Consider the following 26,771-nt stretch of genomic DNA (forward strand, 5'->3'; position numbering starts at 1 on the left):
TTGAACCCAGACCGGCAATCCCTTTTGCCAATAAATTCAAGAAAATGAGTGGGTGGAAAAGATGAGCAACTGGCGCGTTTACCTGTCGGGTGAGATTCATACCGACTGGCGGGACCGGATCATGGAAGGCGTCAATGCGCTGAGCCTGCCGGTGGAGTTTTCGGCCCCGGTCACGGATCATGACGCAAGCGATGACTGCGGCGTTGCCATTCTCGGCAATGAGGAGCAGAAATTCTGGTACGACCACAAGGGCGCCAAGGTCAATGCGATCCGCACGCGGTCGCTGATCGAAAAAGCGGACATCGTGGTTGTCCGTTTCGGCGATAAATACAAGCAATGGAACGCTGCCTTCGATGCCGGATATGCCTCTGCACTGGGCAAATCCCTGATCGTGGTTCACGACCCTTCGCTGACCCATCCGCTCAAGGAAGTCGATGCAGCTGCCCTGGCCGTCGCCGAAACGTCCGAGCAGGTCGTTGAAATCCTGAAATACGTGATTTTGGGCCAGTTGGACCGGTAGCAATATTTCTGTCCGGCGCCGGGTATTCTTGAAATTAACAAATCACTAACCATATTTCGGCAAGCTATGGAAAAGCCTGACCTGATAGGTCAGGCGTCCGGTTTCCTTTCCCAACGGATCCGACGACTTGAACGCAGTCCCTTTTGACTGCTTCGCTGAACGTTCGGGCCAAACGGAAATCGGGAAGTACTTTAGTATTATCAAAAACATTGTCATCAAGACGTTGAAAAACCCGGCTATTGATGCCGCCGTTCCGCCTTGATGCGTAGAATTGGAAAGTAAGATCCATGCAACATGGAAATGTAAAATGGTTTGATCAGCGCCAGGGTATCGGCACGATCGAACCTTTCGACGGAGGGGATGTTCCCGTCCATATCTCGGCCGTGCGCCGGTCCGGTATCGACACTTTGAGAGAAGGTCAGCTCGTGGCCTATGATCTGGAGTGGCGCCGTGGACAGATGGTGGCTGAAGACCTGAAAGTCCTGTAAGGTCACCTGCAGGTCAATCCGAAAACAAGGGCGGTCCGACCGCCCTTTTTTGTTGGGGCAAGCCATGCAGATCGACACCAGGTTGCAGGAAGGAATAGACGCCCACCGCAATGGAAATCTGGCGGCTGCCCAGGACGCTTACCTGGAAGTTCTGAACGCCGATCCCAATCATGCCGACGGATTGCATTTTCTGGGGCTGCTCCATTTTGACGCCGGCCATCCTGAAAACGCGGTCGCCCTGATACGCAAATCGCTGGAACAGAACGTCCGCAATGCTTCGGCGTTCAACAACCTCGGCAACATCCTGAAACTTTCGGGAAAATCAAGCGAAGCTCTGGAGGCCTATGCCCGCGCCGTGGAACTCGAACCACGCCACAAGGAAGCCTGGAGCAACATCAACGTGCTCCTTCGCGCGGCAACACATAATGACGATCTGCTGCCGATACTGGCGGAAATCGTGCGGCTCGATCCTGACAATCCCGACGCCTGGCACAATTATGGTCTTTCTCTCGTGCTTGCCGGGCGAAAAGACGAAGCAGCAGACGCAGTTGAGCGGTGCCTTGAATTCGGATTGGACATCTGGTCCGATCCTGTTTGGCACGCAAGAGTGCTTTGCGCGCTTGGCCGGCAGAGCCGGGCCCTTGAATTTCTGGAACAGATCGTCGAGGCCGACCCGGACAATGAAATCGCCCGGTATCAGCTGGCCGCGGTACGCGGCGATGATCTTGATCATGCGCCCGAAAGCTATGTCAAAACCCATTTCGACAAATTCGCAGCAACGTTTGACGATGTCCTGGGAGGCCTCGGTTATCGGGCGCCTGAACTTGTTGCAGAAGAAGCAGTGGCGCTTGCGAACCAGGCATCAACGCCTTTCCAGGACGTGGTCGACCTGGGATGTGGCACTGGATTGTGCGGTCCGCTGATCCGGGATCATTGCGTCAAGCTGACCGGCATCGACCTGTCTCAAGGCATGCTGGAAAAGGCTGCCGCGTTGAAAGTCTATGATTTCCTGGTCGCAGGAGAAATCGTCGCCTTTCTGCAGTCCGATCTGCCGACGCAATTCGATCTGGCGGTTTGCGTCGACACGCTCTGCTATCTGGGCGACCTGCAACCCTTCATGACCGCGCTTGAAAAGGCGATGAAGCCCGGAGGGGTTCTGATTGCCAGCGTGGAGCATCTCGCCAACACCTCCTGGCCGGACTACCGCGTCGATTCAACCGGCCGCTACGCACATACACCTGCCTACTTGCGTCGATGCGCGCAGGCCGCATCACTCACTCTTGAAAAGGAAAAGGAAGTCGTGCTCCGCCATGAGCTCGGCGAGGAAGTTCACGGTCTGATTTTTCACGTCCGGAAACTTTCCCTCATCGAGACGTGACATCATGCCGGAGCGCGACCGCGGGATAGCGGTTGTTCCGCAGCTCAAACTTGTTAACGTGCCGTCGTCGATGAACGGTTGTATCGTCTGGAGGAAATTGAATGCCGGAATGCAATGTGTTGTTGGTTTATCCGCGGTTCAATTCCGGGTCCTTCTGGAACTACGGCGCAACCTGCGATCTCGTCGGCGCAAAGTATCCCGCTCCTCCCCTCGGTTTGATCACCGTGGCAGCCATGCTGCCGGAAACCTGGAACGTAAGGCTCATCGACCGCAACACGGGAACATTATCCGCGGAAGACCTTGATTGGGCGGACATGGTCATGACAGGCGGCATGCTGCCGCAGCAATCCGATTGCATTTCGGTGATCAAAAGAGCTCAGAAGAAAGACATTCCGGTTGTTGTCGGGGGTCCCGACGCCACATCTTCCCCTGAAGTTTACGAACTCGCGGATTTTCTCGTTCTCGGCGAAGCGGAAGGCATTCTGGAAGCGTTCATAGAGGCTTGGAACGAAGGCTCCCGCAAAGGCCGGTTCACCGCCGAAAAGTTCAAGGCCGATGTTACCTCGAGCCCGATCCCGCGTTTCGATCTGCTCAAGTTCGGCGACTATGTTCAGATTGGCGTTCAGTACTCTCGCGGATGTCCGTTCACATGCGAATTCTGCGATATCATCGAGCTTTACGGACGCGTTCCCCGAACCAAGACCAACGAACAGATCCTCGCCGAACTCGATCGCCTTTATGAACTGGGATATCGTGGCCATATCGATTTCGTCGACGACAATCTCATCGGCAACAAGCGGGCCGTGAAAGGCTTCCTCCCGGAGCTGGCGAAATGGCAAAAGGAACGCAGTTATCCGTTCGAAATGTCGACGGAAGCTTCGCTCAATCTTGCCGATGACGAAGCCCTTTTGAAGATGATGCAGGAAGCCGGTTTCTTCTCCGTCTTCATTGGCATCGAAAGTCCGGACCCGGACGTTCTCAACGCGACCCGCAAGAAACAGAACACACGCAGGAACATCGCAAAGAGCGTCCACAAGATCTACGACGCAGGCATCTTCGTTCTGGCCGGATTTATCGTTGGGTTCGATGAGGAAAGCGACAAGGTTGCCGAGGAAATCTCGGCCCTGATCGATGAAGCGGCTATTCCGGTTGCCATGACCGGGTTGCTTTACGCTTTGCCGAACACCCAGCTGACGCGACGCCTTGCCAAGGAAGGCCGTCTGCATGCTGATTTTGCCACCGACGACCCCGACACCGTTCACGGAGACCAGTGTACCGCCGGATTGAATTTCAAGACGGTCCGCCCGCGCGAACAGATCCTGGCCGATTTCAAGACCGTGATAGAACGTGTCTATGGACCGGAAGCCTATTTCGAAAGAGTTCGCAAAGTTGCCGAGATGCTCGACATGCGCGGTGCCAACGGATCAATCTGGGGCGCAGGTTTCTTTCACGACATCAAGCTGTTCGGCCGTCTTATCCTTGCCATGACCTTCAAGGAGACAACCTATCGCGGTCCGTTCTGGAGAACCCTGATCAAAACCGCCTTCACGAATTTCAGGGCGATCAAGCCGGTCATGATGATGCTGGCGCTTTATGTGCATCTCGGCCCGTTCTCACGGTTCGTCACCGCCCAGATCGAAAAGCAGATTACCGAAATCGAATTGGGTCATTGGGAACAACCCGCACTGGTCGCCGCCGAATAGTTGCTTTAAACAGGTTTTTTCGCCGCATCCCGGCCAACAGACATCAACTCGCCAGGAAGACATCTTGCCGTCCGGTACTTCAAAGCGCAGCGCGCTCGGTTTTATTCTGATCACGCTCATTATCAACTCGATGGGCATCGGCCTGATGATGCCGGTCATGCCTTCGCTCCTGACCGAACTGACGAGCCTTCCCGTGAGCGACGCGGCCCGTTGGGGCGGTGCGCTCAGCGTTGTCTATGCCCTGATGCAGTTTGGCTTCGGACCGACCCTTGGAAATCTTTCAGACAGGTTCGGCCGCAGGCCGGTGTTGCTGGTTTCCATGTTCGCCATGGCGGTGGATTACCTGGTCATGGCGTTGTCCTGGCATCTTGCGATCCTGTTCATCGGCCGAACCTTGTCGGGTGTTGCCGGAGCGACCTTCTCAGCGGCCTCCGCCTATATCGCCGACGTCTCTTCAAAGGAGGAACGGGCCAAGAATTTCGGGCTGGTGGGCGCCGGTTTCGGTGTCGGGTTCGTTCTGGGGCCGATGATCGGCGGATTTCTTGGCGAATATGGACCCCGCGCGCCATTCTATGCCGCTGCAGCGCTTTCATTCATCAATTTCCTGTTCGGCTATTTCATGCTTCCAGAAACGCTGAAACAGGAAAACAGGCGCGCTTTCGACTGGAAGCGGGCCAATCCACTCGGTGCCTTGAGGCAGATCGCCGCCTATCCGGCCGTGCGCACATTGTTGCTGGCTGTCTTCCTGTTCGACATCGCCCACTATGTCTATCCAGCCGTATGGAGCTATTATTCCGAAGAGGTTTTCGGCTGGACGCCGGGTGATATCGGCCTTTCGCTTGCCTTTGTCGGGGTCGGGTTTGCCTTCGTTCAAGGCTACCTGATCCGGGTTCTGGAACCGAAGCTCGGACCCGGACGAACACTTTTGCTGGGCTTGAGCGCAAATCTCCTGGCATTTGCCGGTCTTGCAGTCGCCGACACGGGTTGGATGGCCTATGCGATGGTGTCCTTTGCAGCTCTTGGCGCTCTTGCAACACCTGCCTTCTCCGGACTGATGTCCAATCGTATTCCGGATAACGCGCAAGGCGAGCTGCAAGGCCTCATTTCCAGTGCGGCAGGCCTGTCGATGGTGGTCAGCCCCTTCGTGATGACGCAGGTCTTTTCCCATTTTTCCGGTCCCGATGCCGCTGTTTCATTTCCGGGTGCGCCGTTCGCGCTTGCCGGCATTCTGATTCTGGCGTCGATGCTGATTGCCCTGCCTTTCCTGCGCCTGCAGGAGAATGTGCAACCGACAAGCGGGTCGTCGGACCAAAACTCTCCCGCCGAATAGTTGGATGACAATGTCCGCTTCCAAGATCCTCGATGGTCCCCGACGTGACCCGGCCTCCGGCCGCCCCGCCCGCCAGCTGGTCGTGATCCTTCATGGGTACGGTGCAGACGGCGCCGACCTGATCGACCTTGGCCGTGCGTGGCAGGGCCAATTGCCCGACGCAGCTTTCATTGCCCCTGATGCACCGGAGCATCTGCCATTCGAGGCCCTGGGCGGCCGGCAATGGTTTGCATTGGGCGAGCGTTCGCAAAACGAATACCGGATCGGTGCTGAAGCAGCTCAGCCCGTTCTGGACCGGTTTCTGGATGCGGAACTGAAGCGGCTGTCCCTTGACGAAAGCGCCCTCGCACTCGTTGGCTTCAGCCAGGGTGCGATGATGGCCTTTCAAAGCGGCCTGTGCCGCAAAACTTCGCCCGCGGCGATCATCGGGTATTCGGGTTTGCTTCCGGGAGCGGACAGGCTGGATACCGTAAATACAGACACTCCCGTCCTGATCGTTCACGGGGCGGAAGACGACGTTGTTCCCGTCTATCATGCCGGCGCCGCACAAGAAGCGCTTACCCGCGCCGGGGTCGACGCCAGTCTTCACGAACTTCCCGCGCTTGGGCACTCCATCGATGAACGCGGCATGGTGCTCGGCGGACGTTTCCTGGAAAAGGTCTTGGTGAAGCAGGCGCGATAGTTGATTCCGCTGCGTCAATAGTTAATCGCCCGTTAACCATATTGCGTGATCATGTCTCGACTTATGGCGGACCAGAAGGGTCCGGAATTGCCAGGATTCGAGCACCATGCAGATCTCCGTTGAAACCACCACTCAGAGTGCGAGCCTCTTTTCAGCTTCCTTTTCATCTGGCGGCTCGGACGGCCCGAAGGGCAATGCCTATGGTCACGAGATCGGACAACGCAACGGGCAAAACAAGGCACCTGCCGTCTCCGTGCTGGAAGCAGCCAGCAAGAAAGCGGAAGAAGATGCCGTTGTTATTGCGGCCCTTCAGCAGGCGGTGGAGAAAGGCAAATCCGGCGATGACGACGACAAGAAGAAAGACGGCAATCTTGCAACGGTAGAAGACTACCAGAAGGCAGCCGGCAAACTGAAAGCAGCGCTTGGAGAAGAAGACGGCGGACCATCCGCATCCGTTGCCTATGAAAGCGCCACGATCTCCACCACAACGATCGAGGCGGAGATCGGCGGTGAGACAATTTCCGCTCAGTTCGTCTCTTACGAGCGCGTTTCGTTCAACAATGAAACCGGCCTTTCTGTACGCTCTGCAAGCGCGTCAACGATCGAGGGAGAGTTCGACAACGGCTCGTTCAGCTTTCAGAACGCTTCCGTCAGCGAACTCTATGCCGGCAACAGCGAACAGGTCTCCAACCTGGCAGGGCTGATCGCTTAACAACATTCCAAAGAATTCAAAAAAGGGGAGCAGCTGCTCCCCTTTTTCACCTTCAGCGTTCAGCTACCTTAATCAGGCCTTTTTCAGGTAGGCGACCAGAATGTCGAGTGCGGCCTGAAGGTCGGTTTTGTGGATCATCTCGGTCACCGTATGAATGTACCGGGTCCCGACCACGACCCCGACGGCTTTCGCCCCTGCGGCAGCCTGTTGAGCGGCAGCACCGTCCTGCCCGCCGGCGGCGAGCATTGTACGCTGGAACGGGATCTTCTCTTTCTGGGCGAGGGCCTCGATTTCCTTCACAAGATCCCGGTCGGCAATGAAGCTGGAATCCTTGACATGCAGGCCGAAACCTTCCCCTTGAACGGTGGTGCGGTCCTGTTCCGGAACACCCGGCGTGTCGCAGGCAAGTGTCGTGTCGACGCCCAGGCCAATGTCCGGCTTGATGGCGAAGGATGCCGTGCGCGCGCCGCGCAGGCCGACTTCTTCCTGACAGGTGAAGGCGACATGAATTTCACATTCGTGCCTGGCCTTGCCCAGCCCCTTGATCGCTTCGATGCCGAGCCAGCAGGCGATGCGGTTGTCGAGCGCCTTGGAAACGATCTTGTCGCCGATCTCGATCAGCGGTTCGTCCATGGTGACCATGTCGCCGACGCTGATCAGTTCCTTGGCCTTTTCACCAAGCCCCAGGTCGATGACAAAGTCCTTCGGCTCCGGGATCTTCTTCCGCTCTTCTGGCGACGATATGTGAATGGGCTTGCCGCCCGGGTTCATCACGCCCTTGAAATCGCCGTTGTCGGTCGACACCAGAACGCGCCGCGAGAACAGGTTGCGGGCATCGAAACCGCCGACCGGCTGCACATGCAAAAATCCCTTGTCGGTAATGTGCGACACTAGAAAGCCGATCTCGTCCATATGACAAAGCAGCATCACCTTTTTCGGATCGCCGGATTTAGGCTTCTTGCGGCTGTCGCGCCGGCACAGGAGCGAACCCATCGCGTCAACTGTGACCTCGTCGAAAAGGTCCTTGATTTCCGCCTGAATCAGCTCGCGCACGCGGTGCTCATGACCGGGCACGCCCGGCATTTCGCAAAGGCGGCGTAGAAGTTCGATATTCATGGAACATCCTGTCGGGGTAATTAGAAAAACCGGGCGATCCTAAGCCGAAAGCGCCCGCGGGATAAAGAGCGAAGCCCTATATTGTGGGTTGCAATCGTGAGAAAGGCACCGAATTCGACAGATTTCCAACTATCGGATTAACCGCTTGCTCTCCAAATTCTCAAAAACGATCCTATCTTTTCGCTATTGCCATTGCAGTGTCGCATTTGAGAGCAAACAATTGCGGCTGGACAAAAAACTCACATAAGCGTTTGACGCCGCTGCGGCGAACAGGCGCTGCCCCTTCCATATTGACCACCCCCGGGGACGTATCATGGCCCAGACAAAACGTTTCATTCTTTCTATTGACGGCGGCGGAGTACGCGGCCTCATCCCCCTACGCATTCTGGAGACTCTCGAAAGCCGGCTGGTGCAGCGCGGCGTAAATGCGCAGATGCATGAAATATTCGATCTGATGGCGGGCACTTCCACAGGCGGCCTGATCGCTGCAGGCTTGAGCGCACCGCGCCCGGGCGGAACAGCCGGTGAAGCTGCTGCAACAATTGCCGAATTGCGCGCGTTCTATGAGCGCGACGCCCGTGAAATCTTCAAGAATTCCATCACCGCTCGTTTTGCCCGTGCCGTGACCAATCCACTCGGCCTGTTTGATGAGACCTATGACGCGCGTCCGCTTGAAAAGCTGTTGAAGGAGCGATTCGGCTGGACCTCCATGGCAAGCGGCCTGACCAAACTTGTTCTCACCGCCTATGACATTGAGCAGCGCAAGGCGGTGTTCATGACCAACGGCCTGGAGGAAAACGGCAGCCGCCCGGACGACTACTACTTCTGGCAGGCCGTTCGCGCTACAACGGCAGCGCCCTCCTATTTCGAACCGGCGCGGATCGAAAACCTCACCCGCAAGGAAGAGGAAGCCATGGTCGATGGCGGCGTCTTCATGAACGATCCGACCATGGCCGCCTATCTGGAAGCGCGCAAGCTGGGTTGGGATCAGGACGAAATCGTCATCATCTCGCTTGGCACCGGAAGAGCTCCCGAGCGCCCCTTCCCTTACCGGGAAGCCGTCGGCTGGGGCGCTCTGGGGTGGATGCAGCCATCGAAGGGCGTTCCCATCCTGTCGATCTTCTCGGACGGGCAATCGCAAACGGCGGCCTACCAGGCGAAACGCCTGTTCTCCGAGCTGCCGAATGTGACCTACCACCGGCTCGATGCGTCCCTGACCGCCGAGGGCGAGGATATGGACAATGCGCGGCCAGGCAACATCATTGCCCTCAATGGTGCCGCGGACCGGGTCATCCGGGACAACACCATTCTTCTGGATGAACTCGCAGACATGTTGAAAGCCCATCTGGAACCGGTAGAAGAGGATGCGGAAGCACCCGATTTGGTGCATGCTGCCTGATATGGCCGGTGGCTGAAGGCATCTTTTCTTCCGCCGCCCGACAAAGGCACACACGCACGAGGTTCCAGAAGTGGCCCAGCGTAGACAAACGGCGCGGGTTTCCGCGCCGACCTTCCGAAAGTTCTCCTTCACCGGCGTGGCAGGTGCGCTTGTCGCGCTGATGACCATTGCCCAGGTCGATGCTGCCAGCCCGGTGCCTGCGGCAAAACCAGGTGGTACGGTCACTCAAAGCGACAGTCCGGCCCCAAAGCGGATCGCCGGGACGCCGGTCCCGATCAAGAAGCGAGCAGTGCCGGACGGTTATGTCGCAAGCAAACCCAAGCTAGTGCTCTATTCGCAGTTGCCGGCCAAGGACTATTTCGGTGCAGCTGACGGCCCGGCTCCTCTGAAAGCCCGCGCCATCGGCTCCTATGCCAAGGGCTGCCTTGCGGGTGGCGCCTCCCTGCCGCCGGACGGACCGACGTGGCAGGCAATGCGGCTTTCGCGCAATCGCAACTGGGGACATCCGGTCCTGATTGACTACCTTCAGGATCTTGCAAGAGACGCTCCGAGCGTTGGCTGGAATGGGCTTCTGGTCGGAGACCTGGCACAGCCGCGCGGCGGACCGATGCTGACCGGTCACGCAAGCCACCAGATCGGCCTCGATGCCGATATCTGGCTGACGGAAATGCCGAACCGGCGTTTGACGGCTGAGGAACGCGAGGAGATTTCCGCGATCTCCATGCTCAAAGGACCGCTCGACGTCAAGGGAGCAGACCGCAGGGTTGATCCCGCGAAATGGTCAAATGACCACGCCCGTCTGATCCGGCGTGCCGCGTCGGACAAACGCGTTGCCAGGATTTTTGTCAATCCGACCATCAAGAAAGCACTTTGCGAGTTTGAAAAGAGCAAGAACCGGACCTGGCTGCGCAAGGTGCGCCCGTGGTGGGGGCATCATTACCACTTTCATGTCAGGCTGGCCTGCCCGCCCGGCAGCGGTGGTTGCAAGAACCAGAACCCTCCTCCTCCAGGGGACGGCTGCGGTCAGAACCTGACCTACTGGTTGTCCGATGAGCCCTGGGTGCCCAAAAAACCGAAGAAACCCGGCGAAAAACCGAAAGTCGTCAAGAAACGTCCAATGGCCCTGGCGGCGCTTCCCAAGGCCTGCCGAACCGTTTTGACAGCGAACTGAACGGTTTCAACGCCGACCCCGGTTACCGCTCCGGCGGTTCCATGGGACTGAGGACCTTCGTCAGGAAGACAAGATTCAGCCAACGGCCGAATTTCGTGCCGACCTGCGGCATGTGACCTGTTTTTTCAAATCCGAGCTTTTCGTGCAAGGCAATCGACGCCTTGTTGTCGCTATCGACCACGCCGACAAGCACGTGAATACCGTGCACGCCGGCAATTTCAAGGAGGCGCGCAAGGAGACCACGGCCAATGCCCTGTTTCTGCACTTCCGGATCAACGTAGATCGTATGCTCTGCAGTCAGCCGGTAACCTTCCTTAGGCCGAAAGGGACCGTAGCTGGCGAACCCCAGAACCTCGTCATCCGACCCGACTGCGACGATCACCGGCAATCCCTGGCTCTTGCGGGCTTCAAACCAGGTCAGCCTGTCGTCAAGCGTTTCTTCGCGTGTGGTCCAGGCAGCGGTCGTTTCCCGAACCGCCCGGTTATAAAGATCGAGGATCGCCGGAACATCGTGAGGTTCGGCATTTCGGATGTTCATGAAAAGCCCATTTGCAAGTGGTCAGGCCATTGCTAACACACTGTTGAAGTCGCTTCGATGTCCTTTTTACCTCCGTAAAAATTACAATTCGCATATCCAGACGGTGGAGTCTGATGCTTCGCTCCTGCCCCTTCTGCTCTTCAACTGCTGAAAGCTGCCTAAAAACCATCAGAATTCGGGCCCGGACACGCGCATTCCACTAGGCGAAATCGAATTGCGGTGGTAAACGGGCGGCCATGACGACGAAGACGCTTTCCAACATCCGCAATTTCTCCATCGTGGCCCATATCGATCACGGCAAGTCGACGCTGGCCGACCGCCTGATCCAGATGACCGGCACGATGACCGACCGCGAAATGACCGAGCAGGTTCTCGATAGCATGGATATCGAGCGCGAGCGTGGCATTACGATCAAGGCGCAGACTGTCCGGCTGATTTATGATGCCAAGGACGGTCAGCAATATACGCTGAACCTGATCGACACCCCGGGTCACGTGGATTTTGCCTATGAGGTTTCCCGCTCGCTGGCAGCTTGTGAAGGTTCGCTGCTTGTGGTCGATGCCTCCCAAGGCGTGGAAGCGCAGACGCTGGCCAACGTCTATCAGGCGATCGACAACGACCACGAGATCGTCACAGTCCTGAACAAGATCGACCTGCCGGCAGCCGAGCCGGACCGGATCAAGGAACAGATTGAGGACGTCATCGGTATTGATGCGTCCGATGCCTGCATGATCTCTGCCAAGACCGGCATGGGCGTTGACGACGTTCTGGAGGCCATTGTCCAGAAACTGCCGGCACCGGAGGGCGACCCGGACGACACGCTCAAGGCGATGCTGGTCGACAGCTGGTACGACACCTATCTCGGCGTGATGGTGCTGGTGCGCGTGATCAACGGCTCTTTGAAAAAGGGGCAGAAGATCAAGATGATGGGCACCGGGGCTTCGTATGACATCGACCGCGTTGGTGTCATGACCCCGAAATTCATTCAGGTGGACGAACTGCGCGCCGGGGAGATCGGCGTGATTACAGGGTCCATCAAGGAAGTAGCCGACACCCGCGTTGGTGATACCATCACCCTCGACAAGAAACCTTGCACGGAACCGCTGCCAGGCTTCAAACCGGCTCAACCGGTGGTTTTCTGCGGACTATTCCCGGTCGACGCCAATGATTTTGAAGACCTGCGCGCCGCAATGGGCAAGCTTCGGCTCAACGATGCCAGCTTCTCCTATGAAATGGAAACGTCTGCAGCGCTCGGTTTCGGTTTCCGCTGTGGCTTCCTTGGTCTGTTGCACCTTGAAATCATTCAGGAACGCCTCTACCGCGAATTCAATCTCGACCTGATCGCGACCGCACCCTCGGTGGTTTATCAAATGACCATGACCGATGGATCGGATGTGGAGCTGCACAATCCGGCCGACATGCCGGACGTTGTGAAGATTTCCGAAATCCGTGAACCGTGGATCCGGGCGACGATCATGACACCGGATGAGTATCTCGGTGGCATCTTGAAGCTTTGCCAGGAACGGCGCGGCATACAGGTGGACCTTTCCTATGTCGGGTCCCGGGCCATGGTCTCCTATGACCTGCCGCTCAACGAAGTGGTCTTCGACTTTTACGATCGCCTGAAGTCGATTTCCAAAGGCTATGCCTCCTTCGATTATCAGATTTCCGACTACCGGGCGGGTGATCTCGTCAAGATGTCGATCCTTGTCAACGAGGAACCGGTCGATGCGCTCTCAGTGCTCGTTCACCGCAGTCAGGCAGAGCGCCGCGGCCGTGCCATGTGTGAGAAACTGAAGGACCTGATCCCTCGGCACATGTTCAAGATCCCGATTCAGGCAGCACTTGGCGGCCGCGTGATCGCGCGCGAAACCATCGCTGCCCTGCGCAAGGACGTGACCGCCAAATGTTACGGTGGCGATGCCACCCGTAAGCGCAAGCTTCTTGAGAAGCAGAAGGCGGGCAAGAAGAAGATGCGTCAGTTCGGCAAGGTCGAAATCCCGCAGGAGGCCTTCATCCAGGCTCTGAAGATGGATGAGTGAGCAGCGGTCGGGCTAGGTCCGACCCAAAGGTCCAGTGGACCTTTGGGAGCTGCGAATGCACGCGAGGGTAAGGTGCGCAGCACCGTCGAGCGGGCTAAAGCGGTCACGCTACACGTGATCGATCGATCCAGTGGATCAATCGAAGGGGCGAACGCCTGTGAGAGTAAGACACGAAGTGCCGTCGAACAGGCAGACCAGTCGGGCTACCTCCGACCCAAAGGTCCAGCGGACCTTCACAAGTTGCGAACGCGCGCGAGAGTTAGGCCTGAAGGGCCGTCAAGCGAACTTCCCGCTGGTCGTCCGCTCAATCCACCGTCACCACCTGCCCGGTCCCTGCTCCTTCAACGCATTTTGCATAGGCAAGGCCGACTCGCCTTGAAGATACAGGGTCGTGACCGGGAAACATGACGCCGTAACGCTCGGCGGAAACCTGCAGCAAACCGGGACTTACCACGTTCACGCGCATTCCACGCGGCAGATCGATTGCGGCAGCAGCGACGAAGCCGGCAAGAGCGCCGTTACAGATTGCCGCCCCGCTTCCACGCAATACTGGATCCCGGTCGAGGATGCCGCTGGTGAGCGTGAAAGACCCGTTGTCGGCAACGACCTCCAGGCCCTGCAGGACGAGATTTACCTGTCCAAGGACCTTTCGCTCCAGGCCAAACAGGTATTTTTCGCGCGTCATGTCAGCAAGGCGCTCAAACCTGACATCCCCGACAGCGGAGACAACTGCGTCGACCTGACCGGCTTCTCGATAGAGCGCGATGATGCTCTCTTCGTTCGTCAGATCCACCCTGATGTCGCCAGAAGATCGACCCGCCGTGATAATCTCGTGACGCTCCTTGAGCTCGTCACAGACTGCGCAGCCGACGTTGCCAGCAGCACCAACCACAAGTATTTTCATTGTTTTCCGCCCTCGATATTCTCGTAAGCCGCTAGTTTGTAATCAAGAATTTCCGCGCATCTTTCGAGCTCCTGTTGCCGTGCCTTCAATCGCTCTGAGTGACGCAGCAACACGGACTTCCTTTCCGGGATCGTCCTGTTGCCCAAACGGTAGAGCTCCGCAAATCGGCACATTTCCTTCATCGGCATACCTGTCTTGCGCAACCAATAAAGCAATGTCAGCCACTCGACATTTTCGGGAGAAAAATTTCGAAGCCCGTCCGGTCCGCGATCAATGGCCGGAACAATGCCGGATTTCTCGTAGTACCGGATCGTATCGGCGCTCAAACCGCTTTTCATTGAAGCTTCTGATATCCGCATGTCGTTCGCTCACCTGTTGCCTGGTAAAGCCTACCCGTCTGGAGCCACTCCAAGTCAAGCGCCGAGTTTTCCGACTCTCGTCGCCACCAATACTTCGATCCATATCGAAGCACCACTGCACATGATGTTGCTAAAGAGCCCGAAGGAACGGGGACTCGATATGTTGTTGTCTTACTTGTTTGAAAATTTCCTGGAGGAAGAGCAATTCGCAACACTCTGTGAAATCAGCGTCGAAGATCTCCGCAGTTTCTATCACTTGAGGATCTTTCCGCTACCTTCCTACACTTACTCGGCAAGCGGTAAGCTGACGTCGTTCTTCGAGCCTTTTCAGGACAAGCAAACATACCGCTTTCAATTGAAAGGCCATCATCACTGGTACGACTGTGTCGCCAGGTACGGCCTCTTGGATGAAGCCTCGGCACGGGCCTACTTTGAAGCCCGGTATGAAGCAGCAGGGACTGCCTTTCTTGCAGGCCCTCTGGGAAAAAGGCTTTGCGAACGAGCGCCGGCCGTCATGTCCCAATTCGGCTCAGATCACCGTCTGGCGACCTGGGATCATTTTCTCAAGGGAACCTTTGGCGTCTGCACACGTGACGGACTGCCGGAGACGATTTTCCTGAAGCAGTCCTGTGTGCGATTTGTCGAAGCGCTGACTTCCGACCCGGAGTTTGGCAGTGCCCCGGACGATCAAGAGATACTGCGCAAACTGGTGGATCTGCTGGACAGCGTCGAATCCGACTTTGCTCCACATGAAGTCAAGCAATCGTCACGGCAAAGATGCATCATCGACGTTCGAAAGAAGTACCTGAGGATGTAAGCAGGTTCAAAACCAGAAACGGCGCCGGATCCGATCCAGGCGCCGTTTTCTGATTTGGTAGATTGTGCCAACCGGCCAGATCTTGCTGATGGGCCGATCGGGAGGTTCGGATGACCGGCCTTTCAGCCGGTCTTTGAACTTAGTGCCGATTGAACGGCAGGTCTGCAAGTTCACGCGGGCTCATGCGCTGAATTTCAGGGTGAGCCAGCAAGTCTCTGCGGTCATAGACAGCCGGGGACTTGGCGGTGAGCTGCTTACGGATGAACCATTTCATCATGATTTTCATTCTCCTTATTATTGTTTTTTTCATGGCCAAATTCCTTTTTGTGAATTTAGCTTGGCTCTACATATACGCATCCTTCGCCAATAAAAAAATCGACTTATTCTGGCTTTCGATTTAGAAATTCTAAAATGAAGAACCTGAATCGCATTCACCTGTCAGGCCTGAGAGCCGTGGAAGCCGTTGCCCGGCTTGGCTCGATCAAGCTCGCCGCCGAAGAGCTCGGCGTCACCGTTGGTGCCGTCAGCCAACAGGTCCAGAAAACCGAAGCGCAGCTTGGTGTGCAGCTCTTCGAACGGCAGAACCGCCTGCTCCTGCCGACAGCTCATATGCTGGCAATGCAGCCTCACCTGACGTCCGCGATGTCTTCGCTTTCAACGGCCATCGCCACCACCCAGCGTGGCCGCGAAGATTCCCTGACCATCTCGGTTGCACCCGTCTTTGCCGGGAAGTGGCTGGTCTGGCACCTCAAAAACTTCAACAAGGCCAATCCCGGCGTCAGGGTTCGCGTGGAGGCAACTGTGGATCTGGTCGACCCGGACACCAGCGATGTCGATCTGTGCATCCGTGTCGGCCATGGCCCCTATCCCGGGCTGAATGCGGAAAAGCTGCTCAACCAGCGGGTTTTCCCGGTGTGCAGCCCTGCTCTTGCCGAGCAGATCAAGGAACCAGCGGATATCGGAAAATTGCCGATCATTCATGATCCCGGCCAGATGTTTACCTGGAAGACATGGTTGGACCTCTTCGGTTTGGGCGAAAGCATTCTCAAGGATGGCCCGACCTTTTCCGACGGTTCCTTGTGCCTTGATGCGGCCATTGCCGGTCAGGGCGTTTTTCTTGCCTGGGAGACGCTGGCCGTTTACGCGGTCAAGTCCGGGCAGGTCGTCTCCCCCTTCCCTCAAAGACCAGCAACCGGCCTCGGCTACTGGCTGATCAGCGGCAGGAACGCACCACGGACAAAGGCAAAACAGGCATTTGGCGACTGGCTGAGGGACGAGCTGCAGACGTCCATCGGAAGACCGAAGGGGGCGGATGAGGTAGTGGAGTAGGTTTGATCATTCATCGTTTGAGAAGACAGATCCCTTCGAACAAGTGCAGCAAAGCTGCGCGCCGACCCGAAATCCGGACATGTTTCGCGCCACAGGCGCAGCCGGAATATTTTCGGATGGACCCCAAAAGAATGAGCTCGCTCCCCTCTCACTGAAGTCTGATTTCCGGAGCGCGCGACAGAGCTTAGCGCTGCGCTGTCCGGAAAGACGAATGGAAGTATCGAAACACGGTCTTCAGTTGACCACCAAATCGCATCACGATTTGTGTGTAGCCCATTTCCCCTTGCCTTCAGCCTGTCTTTCAGTAAATTACCGGCCATGACCTGCCGCACCGCACATTCCTGCCAAGCTGGCCGCGCCGCGATATCGTTGCAGCTGCGCGCTGAAAACGTGCGGCTTCCTGAACTGCAAGGTCCCGCCTGCGGGCGATTTATGCGCTAACGCGCTAGAATTCCGGCGCTTTTCTCTTCACCGGGGTCTCACGCAATAATGCGTTCGAGGCCGTGGCATTGTGCGCAATTATTCGCTAAAAGACCCCGACTTTCAGTTTCGACCTAAATCCGCGCGTTCTTGCGCGAACCGACTACCGAGTACGCATGTCCAATCTCGATACACTTGAATCCGATCTTCTGGCAGCCATTGAAGGCGCGGAAACCGAAGCCTCGCTTGAAGATGTCCGGGTCCATGCCCTTGGCAAGAAGGGCAAGATCTCCGAGCAGATGAAAACACTCGGCAAGATGACGCCGGAAGAGCGCCAGACAATGGGCCCTGCCCTCAACGGCTTGAAGTCCAAGATCACAGACGCCATCTCGGCGCGAAAATCCGTTCTGGCGGAAGCGGCTCTGGAAGCTCGCCTTGCCAGTGAAAAGGTTGATGTTTCCCTGCCGCTGCGCCCGTCACCTGTCGAAGCCGGACGTATTCACCCGGTCAGCCAGGTCATTGACGAGCTGACGGCCATCTTTGCGGACATGGGCTTTTCCATTGCCGAAGGTCCGGACATCGAAACCGATGAACTGAACTTCACCGCCCTGAACTTTCCGGAGGGCCATCCGGCGCGCGAGATGCATGACACGTTCTTCTTCAATGAGAAGGAAGACGGCGAACGTCTGCTCCTGCGCACGCACACCTCTCCGGTGCAGATCCGGACGATGCGGAACCAGGAACCGCCGATCCGCGTGATCATTCCGGGCCGGACCTATCGCTGTGACAGTGATCAGACGCACACGCCGATGTTCCACCAGGTGGAAGGACTTGTCATCGACAAGGAAAGCCATTTCGGTCACCTGAAGTGGGTTCTGCAGGAATTCTGCAAGTCGTTCTTCGAGGTTGACGACATCAAGATGCGTTTCCGTCCGAGCTTCTTCCCGTTCACCGAACCGTCCATGGAAGTTGACATCCAGTGCGACCGGTCCGGCAGCGAAGTCAAGATCGGTCAGGGTGAAGACTGGCTGGAAATTCTCGGCTGCGGCATGGTGCATCCCAATGTCATCCGTAATTGCGGCCTCGACCCGGATGTCTACCAGGGCTTTGCCTGGGGCATGGGGATCGACCGGATCGCGATGCTGAAATACGGCATGCCGGACCTTCGTGCATTCTTCGATGCCGATGTACGCTGGATCCAGCATTACGGCTTCCGCCCGCTCGATCTGCCGACGCTGTTCGGCGGATTGTCCAGTTAACCGCCAGGATCTGATGAGGGGCGACCATCCATGCCAACGCTGACCCGCTTTTTCCTTGCCATCGCACTTTGCCTGGCCACCCTGCTTCCTGCGGCGGCGCAGACTGCGGACCAGGACACCCGCGTTCCGACGCCGACTTCCTTTCTGGAAGCCTGTGCCGAGAAAATCGAAAGCCGTGGGCGCCTTCGCTTCTGCGACACTTATTTTCGCGAGAAGCTTGGCACCGAGGCCGACGCCCTTCTTTACCTGAGGGACCGGATCACCCGGCTGCGGGCAGGTCATGAAGCTAGCTCTGCTGAAAAGTACCAGAGCTTTCTGCAGGCGATCTATATCGTCGCGTTTCTGACCATTGCCTCGATTGTGCTGATTGCCAGTGACCGGCGCATTGGCGGCACCGCCAAATGGGCGGGACTGACCAGCACGGCAGCCCTTCTGGTGATGGTGGTGATCGTCGCCATGGGCTGGCTCGGCAAGTACCGGGCGGAATATGCCGCTCAGGTGGAGCTTGGCATCTTGCGCGACCGCATTGAAACGGAAGCCGCCCAGTCCATTGCGACCGGCCAGCAGATCACACCGGACATGGTGCGGCGCTGGACCGAGGATTTCTCGGAAATCGGACGCCGGTTTGCGGAAAGCTACGGCCAGGCGACCGTGCTGCCCGAAGTCGACCGGTTCGGCAACTGACGCGCCTTCCTTCAGAAATTTCGCGGCCACGACATGCCGCTCGACCGATAAAGAGTTAAAACCATGAAATTCACCCTTTCCTGGCTCAAGGAGCACCTGGAAACCGACGCCGGCCTGGAAGAGATCGTTGAACGTCTCACCATGATCGGCCTGGAAGTCGAGGAAGTGACCAACCGCGCCGACCGCCTCAAGACCTTCCGGATTGCCAAGGTGCTCCATGCCGAACAACACCCGAATGCGGACCGCTTGCGTGTCCTCAAGGTGGACGCGGGCGAAGGTGATCCGATCCAGATCGTTTGCGGCGCTCCGAATGCGCGCGCCGGTCTCGTCGGTGTTCTCGGCAAGCCTGGCGACTACATTCCGGGCCTCGATGTCACGCTGTCCGTCGGCAAGATCCGTGACGTGGAAAGCTTCGGCATGATGTGTTCCGAGCGCGAGCTTGAGCTCTCGGACGAACATGACGGCATCATCGATCTTCCAGATGACGCACCGGTCGGTGTCAACTACGCCGAATGGGCCGGTTTGGACGAGCCTGTTATCGAGATCGGCCTGACACCGAACCGTCCGGACTGCACCGGCGTCTACGGAATTGCCCGCGACCTGGCGGCTTCAGGTCTCGGCAAGCTGAAAGAGCGCTCTCACGAGCAGATCCGTGGCAGCTACCCATGCCCGGTCGATGTCACTCTTGATTTCGGCGACACCCAGCCGCTCTGCAAGGCGTTCGGCCTGCGTCTGGTGAAGGGCGTCAAGAACGGCCCTTCTCCGAAGTGGCTTCAGGATCGCCTGACCGCAATCGGATTGCGTCCGATCAACATTCTGGTGGACATCACCAACTACATCACCTTTGACCAGGGCCGTCCGCTTCACGTCTTCGATGCGGACAAGGTTCATGGCAACCTCGTCGTCCGGCGTGGCAAAACCGGTGAGAGCATCGATGGCCTCAACGGCAAGTCCTACGAGCTGGATGACAGCGTCTGCGTTATTTCCGACGACAACAGCGTTGAAAGCCTTGGTGGCATCCTGGGTGGCGAGCCTTCCGGCTGTACCGAGGAAACAGTCAATGTCCTGATCGAATCCGCTCTGTGGGACGAAGACGGCATTGCATCAACCGGTCGCAAGCTGGGTGTCCACACCGATGCCCGCTATCGTTTCGAACGCGGTGTCGACCCCGACTACATGATGCCGGGACTGGAGTATGCGACACGCATGGTTCTGGATCTGTGCGGCGGCGAAGCCTCCGATACGATCCAGGCGGGCAGCATCCCCGACAGCGCAAACATCATCGAATTCCCCTATTCGGAAATCAACCGCCTGTCCGGTGTCGATGTTCCACAGGCCGAAGCCAACCTGGTTCTGAAGTCCCTCGGCTTCTGGATCTCCGGTTCCGGAGACACGGTGAAGGTGGCTGCCCCTAGCTGGCGGCCGGACATTGAAGGCAAAGCTGATCTGGTTGAAGAAGTGGTGCGTATCATCGGCCTCGACCGGGTTCCCTTCACGCCGCTGCCGCCAACCGGCTCTGTCGGCCAGAAGGTTCTGACCACCGGCCAGATTCGCCGCAACAAGGCGCGTCGGGCCCTGGCTGCGCGCGGTTTCAACGAAGCCGTCACCTGGTCGTTCATCTCCAAGGAACAGGCAGACCTTTTCGGCGGCGGCAAGCCGGAACTGGCGCTCGCCAATCCGATTTCGCCGGAAATGTCCGACATGCGTCCGAGCCTGTTGCCGGGTCTTCTGGCCGCAGCCCAGCGCAACGCCGATCGTGGCTTCGGTGATGTGGCGCTGTTTGAGGTCGGACAGATCTTCCAGAACGATACGCCGGAAGGTCAGAAAATGGTTGCCGCAGGCGTTCGCCGTGGAACCGCCAAGCTGCAAGGTGGTGGACGTCACTGGTCGGGCGCCTCGGAAAACGTCGATGTCTTCGACGCAAAGGCAGATGCCGGTGCCGCACTGGCGGCCATTGGCGCGCCTGTCGAGAAGCTGCAGGTCTATACCGATGCGCCGGCAACCTTCCATCCCGGTCGTTCCGGCTGCCTGAAACTCGGACCGAAGAACACGCTCGCAGTCTTCGGCGAGATCCATCCGCGCACACTTGCGGCACTGGACATTGAAGGTCCGCTTGTCGCGTTCGAGATCTACCTGGATGCGCTACCACAGCCGAAGAGCAAGGGCGGCCGCTCAAAAGGTGCGTTGAACGCAAGTCACCTGATGCCCGTCCGGCGCGATTTCGCATTCCTGGTCTCCAAGGACGTGACCGCGGAAACGCTGCTGAAAGCGGCTCGTGGTGCTGAAAAGAACCTCGTTGCTGATGTCACGCTGTTCGACATTTACGAAGGGCAAGGCGTTCCGGAAGACCAGAAGTCGGTCGCAATCGACGTCCTTATCCAGCCTCGTCAGAAGACCCTGACGGACGAGGAGATCGACACGATTGCCAAGAAGATCATCGCCAATGTCGAAAAGGCAACCGGCGGTTCTTTGAGAGGCTGAGACCTGAACTGGAAAAAAGGCCGCGCGGAACCTTCCGCGCGGTTTTCTTATCGGATCCTGCGGTTCTGATAACAGCGATTGCCGACGGGACATTTCGGATTGTCTTTTGTGGGCGCGATTACCGGCCGGACCTGATTGGTCTGAGGCAGGCAGTACCGCGCATCAGAAATGAACTTTTCAAAGGTCGTCGGGCCGGTGTTCATAACCACTGTGCCACGCTGCTGGACAAGTGACTGTGCCTGTGCGCAGGTCAGTTGCCGTGTGTCCGGTCGCCCTGCCTGCGCCAAGACTGACTGCGTTGCCAGAGCCGAAATGACAACTGCCCCGGCCGTCCGACCAGCAATGCGGACAAGGTCAACCAAGAAGCGATTTTCAGCCATCGTTCAGGTTCCCGGTTCATCTGCCGGCCCTTCTCTGGAAGGCCGGCAACTTATGGGTCTAACCGACCCGCTCTAGTTAAAATAAAACGGCGAATACTCGATACAGCGCTCGACGTAGCATTTGTTGTTGTCTTTGGTCGGCACATAGTCCCGTCTCGTGACCTCCCCGCGTTGACAGAAGTTCCTGTTCGAAACATAGCGATCAAAGGTGTATTGCCCTGTACTCAGGACAACCGCGCCCTGCTGATTGATCATGGACTGAACCTGGGCGCACGTCATGGTGCGGGAATCCGGCCTGCGGGACTGTGCTTCAGATGTTTGAATGGTAGCTAAACTGAATAGTGAGACTGCAGATGCGATCAGAAACATTTTGCCGGTGTTAGCCGGCCTGAATTCAAGACATTTTCGCATTAGGATTTTCCGAGTAAGTTGACCTACTTATGGACATGGCACTGACAGATGCCCTGTCAAGCTACGCGTGAGTGCTTAGATAAGCCTGCATTTTATCCTTGTCCAAAGGACAGATAGTTGTGATGGGTCAAGTCTCAACCAATTTGGGTCGTTTTCATCAAGTCAGAATCGCGTAGGGTGTTCGCCCGCATTCGAAAGGTTCCATCCATGCTGACCGGTGACGCCACTCTACCCGCGTTCAACACCAAACTCGGCGACCCTTATGCGACCAGCGAGCAGGACCGTCTGGCGGTGCTTGAAGAAATCCTGCTGTCCGTGCCGCATATCGTGAAGATGCTCAAGGCCGTCCGTGACCTGCAATTGCCCGATGCATGGCTGGTTTCAGGCGGCATTTACCAGACCGTTTGGAACGTCTTGACCGGGCGACCGCATTTCCATGGCATCAAGGACTTCGACATCATCTATTTCGATGGGTCGGACATGTCCTACGAGGCAGAAGACACCGTCATCAAGAGGGTCAACTCCACCCTTCCCGACCTTGCCGAACTGCTGGAAGTGAGGAATCAGGCACGCGTACACCTGTGGTACGAGCAGCGCTTCGGACGGCATTACCGGCCTCTGGACTGCTCGATGGACGCACTGACCACTTATGCAGCTCGTACGCATGCGGTTGCGGCCAGATTGGATGATGCCGAAAAGCTTGTCCTTCACGCTCCGTTCGGCCTCGCCAACCTTTTCGGCATGCGGCTGGTGCCGAATTATTCCCAGATGAATCCGGAAACCTATGCGGAAAAAGCTGCACGTATGAAGGCACTTTGGCCGGAACTGACAGTGCTGCCCTGGGAAGGAAACAACTGACGTCCCTTCCGGGAGGCCATGCGTCGCTGCGATTTGCGGGCACGTAACGCCGTTCCTCATGGCCAACGCAATAATGTCAAACAGAATGAGCCTTGCCCAAGTTTTTCGAGCAAGGCTCCCGCATCATTATTGTAGTCATCCACCGTGCAATACAGACAGGGCCATCCGGCGAACGTAGGCAGGAAACGCGGTTTCGTAGTTTTCCCAATCAGAGTATTCCGGCATTTCGATTTCCCCGGAAATGGAAAACAGCAAATTCCAGGGTGCGGCCGGGTCACCGCTGGCAAATGCTTCCTGAAACTTCGCCTCCACCCTGGCCTGAAGTTCGTTGAAGAACTGCGCATTTTCCTGCAACGCCTCGACGCTGTTTCCCGCCGAGTGGCCGTTGATCGCATATGAAGGGTTCCAGTCGACCAGCGTATTCAGAATGATTCCGGTGCCAACGAAGTTCGTGTCCTCCTTGAACTCATGGGGCGAAAATTCCTGCGGCATGTACATGTCAACTGAGAACACAACATTGCTTTCGGCAACGCGCGCGACCGTCGTTGCAACGCCATCGCCAACGGCCAGATGTCTCAGTTCAACCGCCTGATTGCCAAGGTCGACCGTCAGTTCATCATCGAAGGTCGTGGTCACTTCGGGTGTCGGCATCAATGGCGACAGCTTCAGAATGTCAATTCCGTTTTCCTGCATGATGATCTCTGCCCCTTCGAACACTTCCGTTCCACCGACATGGTCGAAGTGTTCGTGGCTCAAGGCGACATGGGTCACCGGCTTGTCCGTGACTTTTTCAAGTTCCGCCTGAAGGATCTTTGCGCGTGGCGTGAAGGATGGATCGGTCACCAGCACACCGTCTTCGCCGACAACCACCATGCTGGAATATCCCATGGCAAAGAAGTGGAAAACACCGTCCGCAACTTCGGTCATCGTCGCATCCTGAGCGCTGGCAACGGAGCTCGTTGCAAGCACTGTAGTGGCAATCAACAAGGGTTTCAGTGACATTTCGCTTCTCCAAAACTAACGTTGTTCGCTTTAACTAACATTGTTAGTAATGAAGTCAATCAAAACGATCTCCGACGATCATCACGGATGAGTGAACATGGCAGGACGGCCGAGAAAAATTGCTGCGGAATATGCTGAATATTCAACGCGCGAAGCGATATTGATCGCTGCGGAAGAGCTGTGCGGTGAGCAAGGTCCCTCAGGGTTCAAGCTACGGGAAATCGCTCGCCGCGTCGGCATAGAGCCTGCATCGATCTACAATCACTTTCAGGGTCTCGGCGGGATTCTCTCGGCCTTGATTGAGGAGGCCCTTACGAGAGAAACAGCGCTTCTGGACTTTCCGGAAGACTTGCAGGGTGATGCCGCGATAAGAGAGTTGTGCCTTAGATCAACGCGCTTTTTTTCAGAGCGCAAAGGCATTGTACGGCTCACGCTGAATGATTTTGCCGAGGTTCACGACCTGGAACCAAACGCCTTTGACAAGAACGAGGCGCTGATCGTTCATATGCTTGATCTGGAATCAGAGGTCATACGCAGGCATCTGGATCTTACCGGCTTGTCGCGAAGGAAGCTGGGTGAAATTGCGGTCTCCCGGCGGTCCATGATCCTGTCGTTGCTCGCCCTGACCTGGCTCAACAAAAGAGAAACAGATGCCGCACGCGTTGCGGAAATATCCGACCTGGCATCCGCCTTCATGCTCGGATTGCCGTCTCAATTGAACTAGATACGCTTGCTGGCAAGCACACCCCACACGCCCAGCCTGCAAGCCATCAGTTAAACCAATTGGCCACCCCACCAACGGATCAACTGTTATCAGCCTGCCTGAAGCTTCACTTGCGCTGCAGGGTTTTCCAACTGGTCTTCCTCAGAAGCCTGAACGGCTGACATCAAGCGCCCGCGGACAAGACCACGCACGGAATTACCGACAAAAACTTCTTCTGATGTTTCCAGATCCTGCCGCGTCAGATCGGCTTCGAACGCGAGCCCACGCTCCAAGAGGCCAGCTCGCAATGTGCCTGGCAGAACGCCGTGTTTCAGCGCCGGCGTCAGCAGTCTGCCATCTTTCTTCAGGAACAGTGTCATGTAGCTGCCCTCGGTGAGGAACCCGTCTTCGTTCTCGAACAGAACTTCCTGACAACCCGTCTCCGCCTGATAGCGCATTCTGGTGTCGTCATAAAATGCCCTGTTCGTGGTCTTGTGATATAGGAAGCGGTCGTCGGACCGGGTGCGCTCACTGGCCAGAACCAGATTGAATACGGTGGACTGGTCGACCGGGGTCAGGTCGGTCGAGGTGATGGAGACATTGCCCTGCGCGTTCAAAAGCAACCGGACCCGCTGCGCGCCTGTGAAGCCGGCCGCTTTTTCCAGAAGGGCTGCGCGAACCTTGTCTTCATCAAAATCGAAACTGAAATAGGAGGCGGATTTCTGCAGGCGCTGCAAATGCCTGTCGAACAGCAGATAACCTTCTTCCGGATCATGGGCCATCGTCTCGATCAGATCGAATTCCGGCGTGTCCTCGGTCATGAATTTCAGCTTCAAGATGCACTCATCGTATTCCGGTGCCGCGCCGGAATCGAACACGACGCCCGATCCGGTACCGGCCTCACCTGCACCGTCAGTGCGCAGGACCAGGGTTCGGATAGCGACGTTCAACCTGAAATCACCCCCGGGCTGCAGATACCCGATCGACCCGGTGTAGACGCCACGAGGACCCGTCTCCAGGTCATGGGCGATCTGCATAGCGCTGAGCTTCGGGGCACCCGTGATCGAGCCACAGGGGAAAAGGCGCTCGATGACCGTCGCAAAGCCGACGCTTTCAGGAACTTCAGCCTCCACCGTCGAGGTCATCTGGTGCAGACTTTGGTAACGTTCCACCTCGCACAGTTTCGTGACCTTTACCGTCCCCGTTGCGGCGATGCGTGACAGGTCGTTGCGCATCAGGTCGACAATCATTGTGTTTTCAGAGCGCTGCTTGGGATCCCTGGCCAGATCGCGGGCTATCAGCGTGTCTTCGGAAGCATAACGCCCGCGCGGTGCAGTACCCTTCATGGGTTTCGTGCGCAGCCTCGTTCCCTGCCGTTCCAGAAACAGCTCCGGTGACAGGGACAAAACAGTTCTGTCCTCCATCCGGATGAAGGCAGCAAATTCGACCGGCTGCCGGCGTAACAGATCCAGGAACAGGTTTTCCGGCGAACCCTGATGGGCGAGCCGCGCCCGCATGGTCAGATTGACCTGATAGATATCGCCTTGCGCCAAATGCTGCCGGACTTGGCTGAAGGCATCAGCATAGGCGGCTCGGTCCATATCAAAATCGGGCTTGCGAACGGATGCCGCGCGGGTGCCACCTGCCTCTTCCAGCAGCGTACGTGCTTCTTCCAGTCCGATGGGGGTCGCCTGATCGTAAAGGCCGAACCACAGCAGGGGTTCGCCCGTTTCGACAAACCGCTTCTTCAGTTTTTCTTCAAAAGCGAAGCCGAGTTCGTAAGCGAGATAACCGGCTGCAAACCTGCCCTCAGCCTGCGCAGCCTCAAGCCGGGCCAGACAGCCCGGCACCTCATCCAGTGAGGTACAGGTCACAATCTCGCCGGGCGCTTCAAACAAGAGCGCTGAACGCTGCTTCAGGAGGTCCAGAAGCAGTATCGATCCGGGCTTTAACGCGCTATCAGACATCAGTCGTGCCGATTCCCAATGCAGGCTGCATTATCGACCATATTGTGCCCTGTTTCATATCGCTCAAGTGGCTCGTAAAGAGCGGCTCATGACATCCATGCGACATCAGGTCAAGTGT

Annotated in this window: 25 protein-coding genes; 17 read left to right on the plus strand and 8 right to left on the minus strand. The window is 57.1% G+C overall.

Features of this window, described 5'->3' with window-relative positions; translation table 11 throughout:
• Positions 1-61: 61 nt before the first annotated feature.
• The 7 genes from ABLQ08_RS07255 (at position 62) to ABLQ08_RS07285 (ending at position 6,813) form a co-directional block, all read left to right on the plus strand.
• Positions 62-520, plus strand: a complete 459-nt coding sequence (locus tag ABLQ08_RS07255; RefSeq protein WP_352940450.1) for a YtoQ family protein — start codon at positions 62-64, stop codon at positions 518-520.
• A 287-nt stretch (positions 521-807) separates the two neighbouring features.
• Positions 808-1,008, plus strand: coding sequence for a cold-shock protein (locus ABLQ08_RS07260; RefSeq protein ID WP_352940451.1), 201 nt, complete (start codon positions 808-810; stop codon positions 1,006-1,008).
• A gap of 64 nt (positions 1,009-1,072) precedes the next feature.
• On the plus strand, positions 1,073-2,386 hold the full coding sequence (locus ABLQ08_RS07265) for a tetratricopeptide repeat protein (RefSeq protein WP_352940452.1): 1,314 nt from the start codon (positions 1,073-1,075) through the stop codon (positions 2,384-2,386).
• Positions 2,387-2,487: 101 nt separating this feature from the next.
• Positions 2,488-4,089: a B12-binding domain-containing radical SAM protein gene (locus ABLQ08_RS07270; protein WP_352940453.1), complete on the plus strand. Its 1,602-nt coding sequence runs from the start codon at positions 2,488-2,490 to the stop codon at positions 4,087-4,089.
• Between the two features lie 64 nt (positions 4,090-4,153).
• A complete protein-coding gene (locus ABLQ08_RS07275; protein WP_352940454.1) occupies positions 4,154-5,419 on the plus strand; it encodes a TCR/Tet family MFS transporter in 1,266 nt (421 codons plus the stop codon).
• Between the two features lie 4 nt (positions 5,420-5,423).
• Complete coding sequence (locus ABLQ08_RS07280) at positions 5,424-6,101, plus strand: alpha/beta hydrolase (RefSeq protein WP_352940455.1); 678 nt, start codon at positions 5,424-5,426, stop codon at positions 6,099-6,101.
• Positions 6,102-6,207: 106 nt separating this feature from the next.
• A complete protein-coding gene (locus ABLQ08_RS07285; RefSeq protein WP_352940456.1) occupies positions 6,208-6,813 on the plus strand; it encodes a hypothetical protein in 606 nt (201 codons plus the stop codon).
• Positions 6,814-6,885: 72 nt separating this feature from the next.
• On the opposite strand, the gene ABLQ08_RS07290 is transcribed toward ABLQ08_RS07285, so the two are convergent.
• Positions 6,886-7,929, minus strand: coding sequence for a M42 family metallopeptidase (locus ABLQ08_RS07290; RefSeq protein WP_352940457.1), 1,044 nt, complete (start codon positions 7,927-7,929; stop codon positions 6,886-6,888).
• Positions 7,930-8,242: 313 nt separating this feature from the next.
• Here ABLQ08_RS07290 and ABLQ08_RS07295 point away from each other — a divergent pair, with 313 nt between their 5' ends.
• Together ABLQ08_RS07295 and mepA are read left to right on the plus strand one after the other, a co-directional pair.
• Positions 8,243-9,328, plus strand: coding sequence for a patatin-like phospholipase family protein (locus tag ABLQ08_RS07295; protein ID WP_352940458.1), 1,086 nt, complete (start codon positions 8,243-8,245; stop codon positions 9,326-9,328).
• Positions 9,329-9,398: 70 nt separating this feature from the next.
• Entirely contained in the window at positions 9,399-10,499 is a 1,101-nt protein-coding gene (gene mepA, locus ABLQ08_RS07300) for a penicillin-insensitive murein endopeptidase (protein WP_352940459.1), read from the plus strand.
• A 22-nt stretch (positions 10,500-10,521) separates the two neighbouring features.
• Here the strand turns inward: mepA and ABLQ08_RS07305 are convergent, their stop codons facing one another.
• On the minus strand, positions 10,522-11,037 hold the full coding sequence (locus ABLQ08_RS07305) for a GNAT family N-acetyltransferase (protein WP_352940460.1): 516 nt from the start codon (positions 11,035-11,037) through the stop codon (positions 10,522-10,524).
• 236 nt (positions 11,038-11,273) lie between these two features.
• Here ABLQ08_RS07305 and lepA point away from each other — a divergent pair, with 236 nt between their 5' ends.
• The gene (gene lepA / locus ABLQ08_RS07310; protein ID WP_352940461.1) at positions 11,274-13,079 is read left to right on the plus strand and encodes a translation elongation factor 4; all 1,806 of its coding nucleotides are present in this window, start codon (positions 11,274-11,276) and stop codon (positions 13,077-13,079) included.
• A 304-nt stretch (positions 13,080-13,383) separates the two neighbouring features.
• On the opposite strand, the gene ABLQ08_RS07315 is transcribed toward lepA, so the two are convergent.
• Together ABLQ08_RS07315 and ABLQ08_RS07320 are read right to left on the minus strand one after the other, a co-directional pair.
• Complete coding sequence (locus ABLQ08_RS07315) at positions 13,384-13,983, minus strand: short chain dehydrogenase (protein ID WP_352940462.1); 600 nt, start codon at positions 13,981-13,983, stop codon at positions 13,384-13,386.
• Entirely contained in the window at positions 13,980-14,342 is a 363-nt protein-coding gene (locus ABLQ08_RS07320; RefSeq protein WP_352940463.1) for a MerR family transcriptional regulator, read from the minus strand. The genes ABLQ08_RS07315 and ABLQ08_RS07320 overlap by 4 nt, the downstream gene beginning before the upstream one ends.
• Between ABLQ08_RS07320 and ABLQ08_RS07325 the strand changes: the two genes are divergently transcribed.
• Positions 14,341-15,159, plus strand: coding sequence for a DUF6058 family natural product biosynthesis protein (locus ABLQ08_RS07325; protein ID WP_352940464.1), 819 nt, complete (start codon positions 14,341-14,343; stop codon positions 15,157-15,159). The two genes, ABLQ08_RS07320 and ABLQ08_RS07325, sit on opposite strands and share 2 nt — an antisense overlap.
• Before the next feature lie 139 nt (positions 15,160-15,298).
• Here ABLQ08_RS07325 and ABLQ08_RS07330 read toward each other — a convergent pair whose 3' ends face one another.
• Entirely contained in the window at positions 15,299-15,436 is a 138-nt protein-coding gene (locus tag ABLQ08_RS07330) for a hypothetical protein (protein ID WP_352940465.1), read from the minus strand.
• 134 nt (positions 15,437-15,570) lie between these two features.
• Here ABLQ08_RS07330 and ABLQ08_RS07335 point away from each other — a divergent pair, with 134 nt between their 5' ends.
• The 4 genes from ABLQ08_RS07335 (at position 15,571) to pheT (ending at position 21,332) form a co-directional block, all read left to right on the plus strand.
• Positions 15,571-16,488: a LysR substrate-binding domain-containing protein gene (locus ABLQ08_RS07335; RefSeq protein ID WP_352940466.1), complete on the plus strand. Its 918-nt coding sequence runs from the start codon at positions 15,571-15,573 to the stop codon at positions 16,486-16,488.
• A 596-nt stretch (positions 16,489-17,084) separates the two neighbouring features.
• Positions 17,085-18,167 carry a phenylalanine--tRNA ligase subunit alpha gene (gene pheS, locus ABLQ08_RS07340; protein WP_352940467.1) on the plus strand — a complete coding sequence of 361 codons (1,083 nt, stop codon included), beginning with the start codon at positions 17,085-17,087 and terminating at the stop codon, positions 18,165-18,167.
• A 30-nt stretch (positions 18,168-18,197) separates the two neighbouring features.
• The gene (locus ABLQ08_RS07345; RefSeq protein WP_352940468.1) at positions 18,198-18,851 is read left to right on the plus strand and encodes a phenylalanyl-tRNA synthetase subunit alpha; all 654 of its coding nucleotides are present in this window, start codon (positions 18,198-18,200) and stop codon (positions 18,849-18,851) included.
• Positions 18,852-18,914: 63 nt separating this feature from the next.
• Positions 18,915-21,332, plus strand: a complete 2,418-nt coding sequence (pheT, locus tag ABLQ08_RS07350; RefSeq protein WP_352940469.1) for a phenylalanine--tRNA ligase subunit beta — start codon at positions 18,915-18,917, stop codon at positions 21,330-21,332.
• 47 nt (positions 21,333-21,379) lie between these two features.
• On the opposite strand, the gene ABLQ08_RS07355 is transcribed toward pheT, so the two are convergent.
• A complete protein-coding gene (locus tag ABLQ08_RS07355; protein ID WP_352940470.1) occupies positions 21,380-21,712 on the minus strand; it encodes a hypothetical protein in 333 nt (110 codons plus the stop codon).
• Between the two features lie 618 nt (positions 21,713-22,330).
• Between ABLQ08_RS07355 and ABLQ08_RS07360 the strand changes: the two genes are divergently transcribed.
• On the plus strand, positions 22,331-22,981 hold the full coding sequence (locus tag ABLQ08_RS07360; RefSeq protein WP_352940471.1) for a nucleotidyltransferase family protein: 651 nt from the start codon (positions 22,331-22,333) through the stop codon (positions 22,979-22,981).
• 135 nt (positions 22,982-23,116) lie between these two features.
• On the opposite strand, the gene ABLQ08_RS07365 is transcribed toward ABLQ08_RS07360, so the two are convergent.
• Positions 23,117-23,983 carry an MBL fold metallo-hydrolase gene (locus ABLQ08_RS07365; protein ID WP_352940472.1) on the minus strand — a complete coding sequence of 289 codons (867 nt, stop codon included), beginning with the start codon at positions 23,981-23,983 and terminating at the stop codon, positions 23,117-23,119.
• Between the two features lie 97 nt (positions 23,984-24,080).
• Between ABLQ08_RS07365 and ABLQ08_RS07370 the strand changes: the two genes are divergently transcribed.
• Entirely contained in the window at positions 24,081-24,707 is a 627-nt protein-coding gene (locus ABLQ08_RS07370) for a TetR/AcrR family transcriptional regulator (protein WP_352940473.1), read from the plus strand.
• Between the two features lie 89 nt (positions 24,708-24,796).
• Here the strand turns inward: ABLQ08_RS07370 and pabB are convergent, their stop codons facing one another.
• Positions 24,797-26,653: an aminodeoxychorismate synthase component I gene (gene pabB / locus ABLQ08_RS07375; RefSeq protein WP_352940474.1), complete on the minus strand. Its 1,857-nt coding sequence runs from the start codon at positions 26,651-26,653 to the stop codon at positions 24,797-24,799.
• Between the last annotated feature and the right edge of the window lie 118 nt (positions 26,654-26,771).

This window comes from Roseibium sp. SCP14, from assembly GCF_040329475.1.
Taxonomy (GTDB): domain Bacteria; phylum Pseudomonadota; class Alphaproteobacteria; order Rhizobiales; family Stappiaceae; genus Roseibium.

Excerpts from the sequence above, each read along its gene's own strand:
- pheS (WP_352940467.1), top strand. The coding sequence starts at position 17,085 with ATGTCCAATCTCGATACACTTGAATCCGATCTTCTGGCAGCCATTGAA.
- ABLQ08_RS07280 (WP_352940455.1), top strand. The coding sequence starts at position 5,424 with ATGACAATGTCCGCTTCCAAGATCCTCGATGGTCCCCGACGTGACCCG.
- ABLQ08_RS07320 (WP_352940463.1), bottom strand. The coding sequence starts at position 14,342 with ATGCGGATATCAGAAGCTTCAATGAAAAGCGGTTTGAGCGCCGATACG.
- ABLQ08_RS07290 (WP_352940457.1), bottom strand. The coding sequence starts at position 7,929 with ATGAATATCGAACTTCTACGCCGCCTTTGCGAAATGCCGGGCGTGCCC.
- pheT (WP_352940469.1), top strand. The coding sequence starts at position 18,915 with ATGAAATTCACCCTTTCCTGGCTCAAGGAGCACCTGGAAACCGACGCC.
- ABLQ08_RS07360 (WP_352940471.1), top strand. The coding sequence starts at position 22,331 with ATGCTGACCGGTGACGCCACTCTACCCGCGTTCAACACCAAACTCGGC.
- ABLQ08_RS07330 (WP_352940465.1), bottom strand. The coding sequence starts at position 15,436 with ATGATGAAATGGTTCATCCGTAAGCAGCTCACCGCCAAGTCCCCGGCT.
- ABLQ08_RS07315 (WP_352940462.1), bottom strand. The coding sequence starts at position 13,983 with ATGAAAATACTTGTGGTTGGTGCTGCTGGCAACGTCGGCTGCGCAGTC.
- ABLQ08_RS07285 (WP_352940456.1), top strand. The coding sequence starts at position 6,208 with ATGCAGATCTCCGTTGAAACCACCACTCAGAGTGCGAGCCTCTTTTCA.
- ABLQ08_RS07365 (WP_352940472.1), bottom strand. The coding sequence starts at position 23,983 with ATGTCACTGAAACCCTTGTTGATTGCCACTACAGTGCTTGCAACGAGC.
- ABLQ08_RS07325 (WP_352940464.1), top strand. The coding sequence starts at position 14,341 with ATGTCGTTCGCTCACCTGTTGCCTGGTAAAGCCTACCCGTCTGGAGCC.
- ABLQ08_RS07305 (WP_352940460.1), bottom strand. The coding sequence starts at position 11,037 with ATGAACATCCGAAATGCCGAACCTCACGATGTTCCGGCGATCCTCGAT.
- ABLQ08_RS07270 (WP_352940453.1), top strand. The coding sequence starts at position 2,488 with ATGCCGGAATGCAATGTGTTGTTGGTTTATCCGCGGTTCAATTCCGGG.
- ABLQ08_RS07265 (WP_352940452.1), top strand. The coding sequence starts at position 1,073 with ATGCAGATCGACACCAGGTTGCAGGAAGGAATAGACGCCCACCGCAAT.
- ABLQ08_RS07295 (WP_352940458.1), top strand. The coding sequence starts at position 8,243 with ATGGCCCAGACAAAACGTTTCATTCTTTCTATTGACGGCGGCGGAGTA.
- pabB (WP_352940474.1), bottom strand. The coding sequence starts at position 26,653 with ATGTCTGATAGCGCGTTAAAGCCCGGATCGATACTGCTTCTGGACCTC.
- ABLQ08_RS07355 (WP_352940470.1), bottom strand. The coding sequence starts at position 21,712 with ATGGCTGAAAATCGCTTCTTGGTTGACCTTGTCCGCATTGCTGGTCGG.
- ABLQ08_RS07370 (WP_352940473.1), top strand. The coding sequence starts at position 24,081 with ATGGCAGGACGGCCGAGAAAAATTGCTGCGGAATATGCTGAATATTCA.
- ABLQ08_RS07255 (WP_352940450.1), top strand. The coding sequence starts at position 62 with ATGAGCAACTGGCGCGTTTACCTGTCGGGTGAGATTCATACCGACTGG.
- ABLQ08_RS07335 (WP_352940466.1), top strand. The coding sequence starts at position 15,571 with ATGAAGAACCTGAATCGCATTCACCTGTCAGGCCTGAGAGCCGTGGAA.
- ABLQ08_RS07260 (WP_352940451.1), top strand. The coding sequence starts at position 808 with ATGCAACATGGAAATGTAAAATGGTTTGATCAGCGCCAGGGTATCGGC.
- lepA (WP_352940461.1), top strand. The coding sequence starts at position 11,274 with ATGACGACGAAGACGCTTTCCAACATCCGCAATTTCTCCATCGTGGCC.
- ABLQ08_RS07345 (WP_352940468.1), top strand. The coding sequence starts at position 18,198 with ATGCCAACGCTGACCCGCTTTTTCCTTGCCATCGCACTTTGCCTGGCC.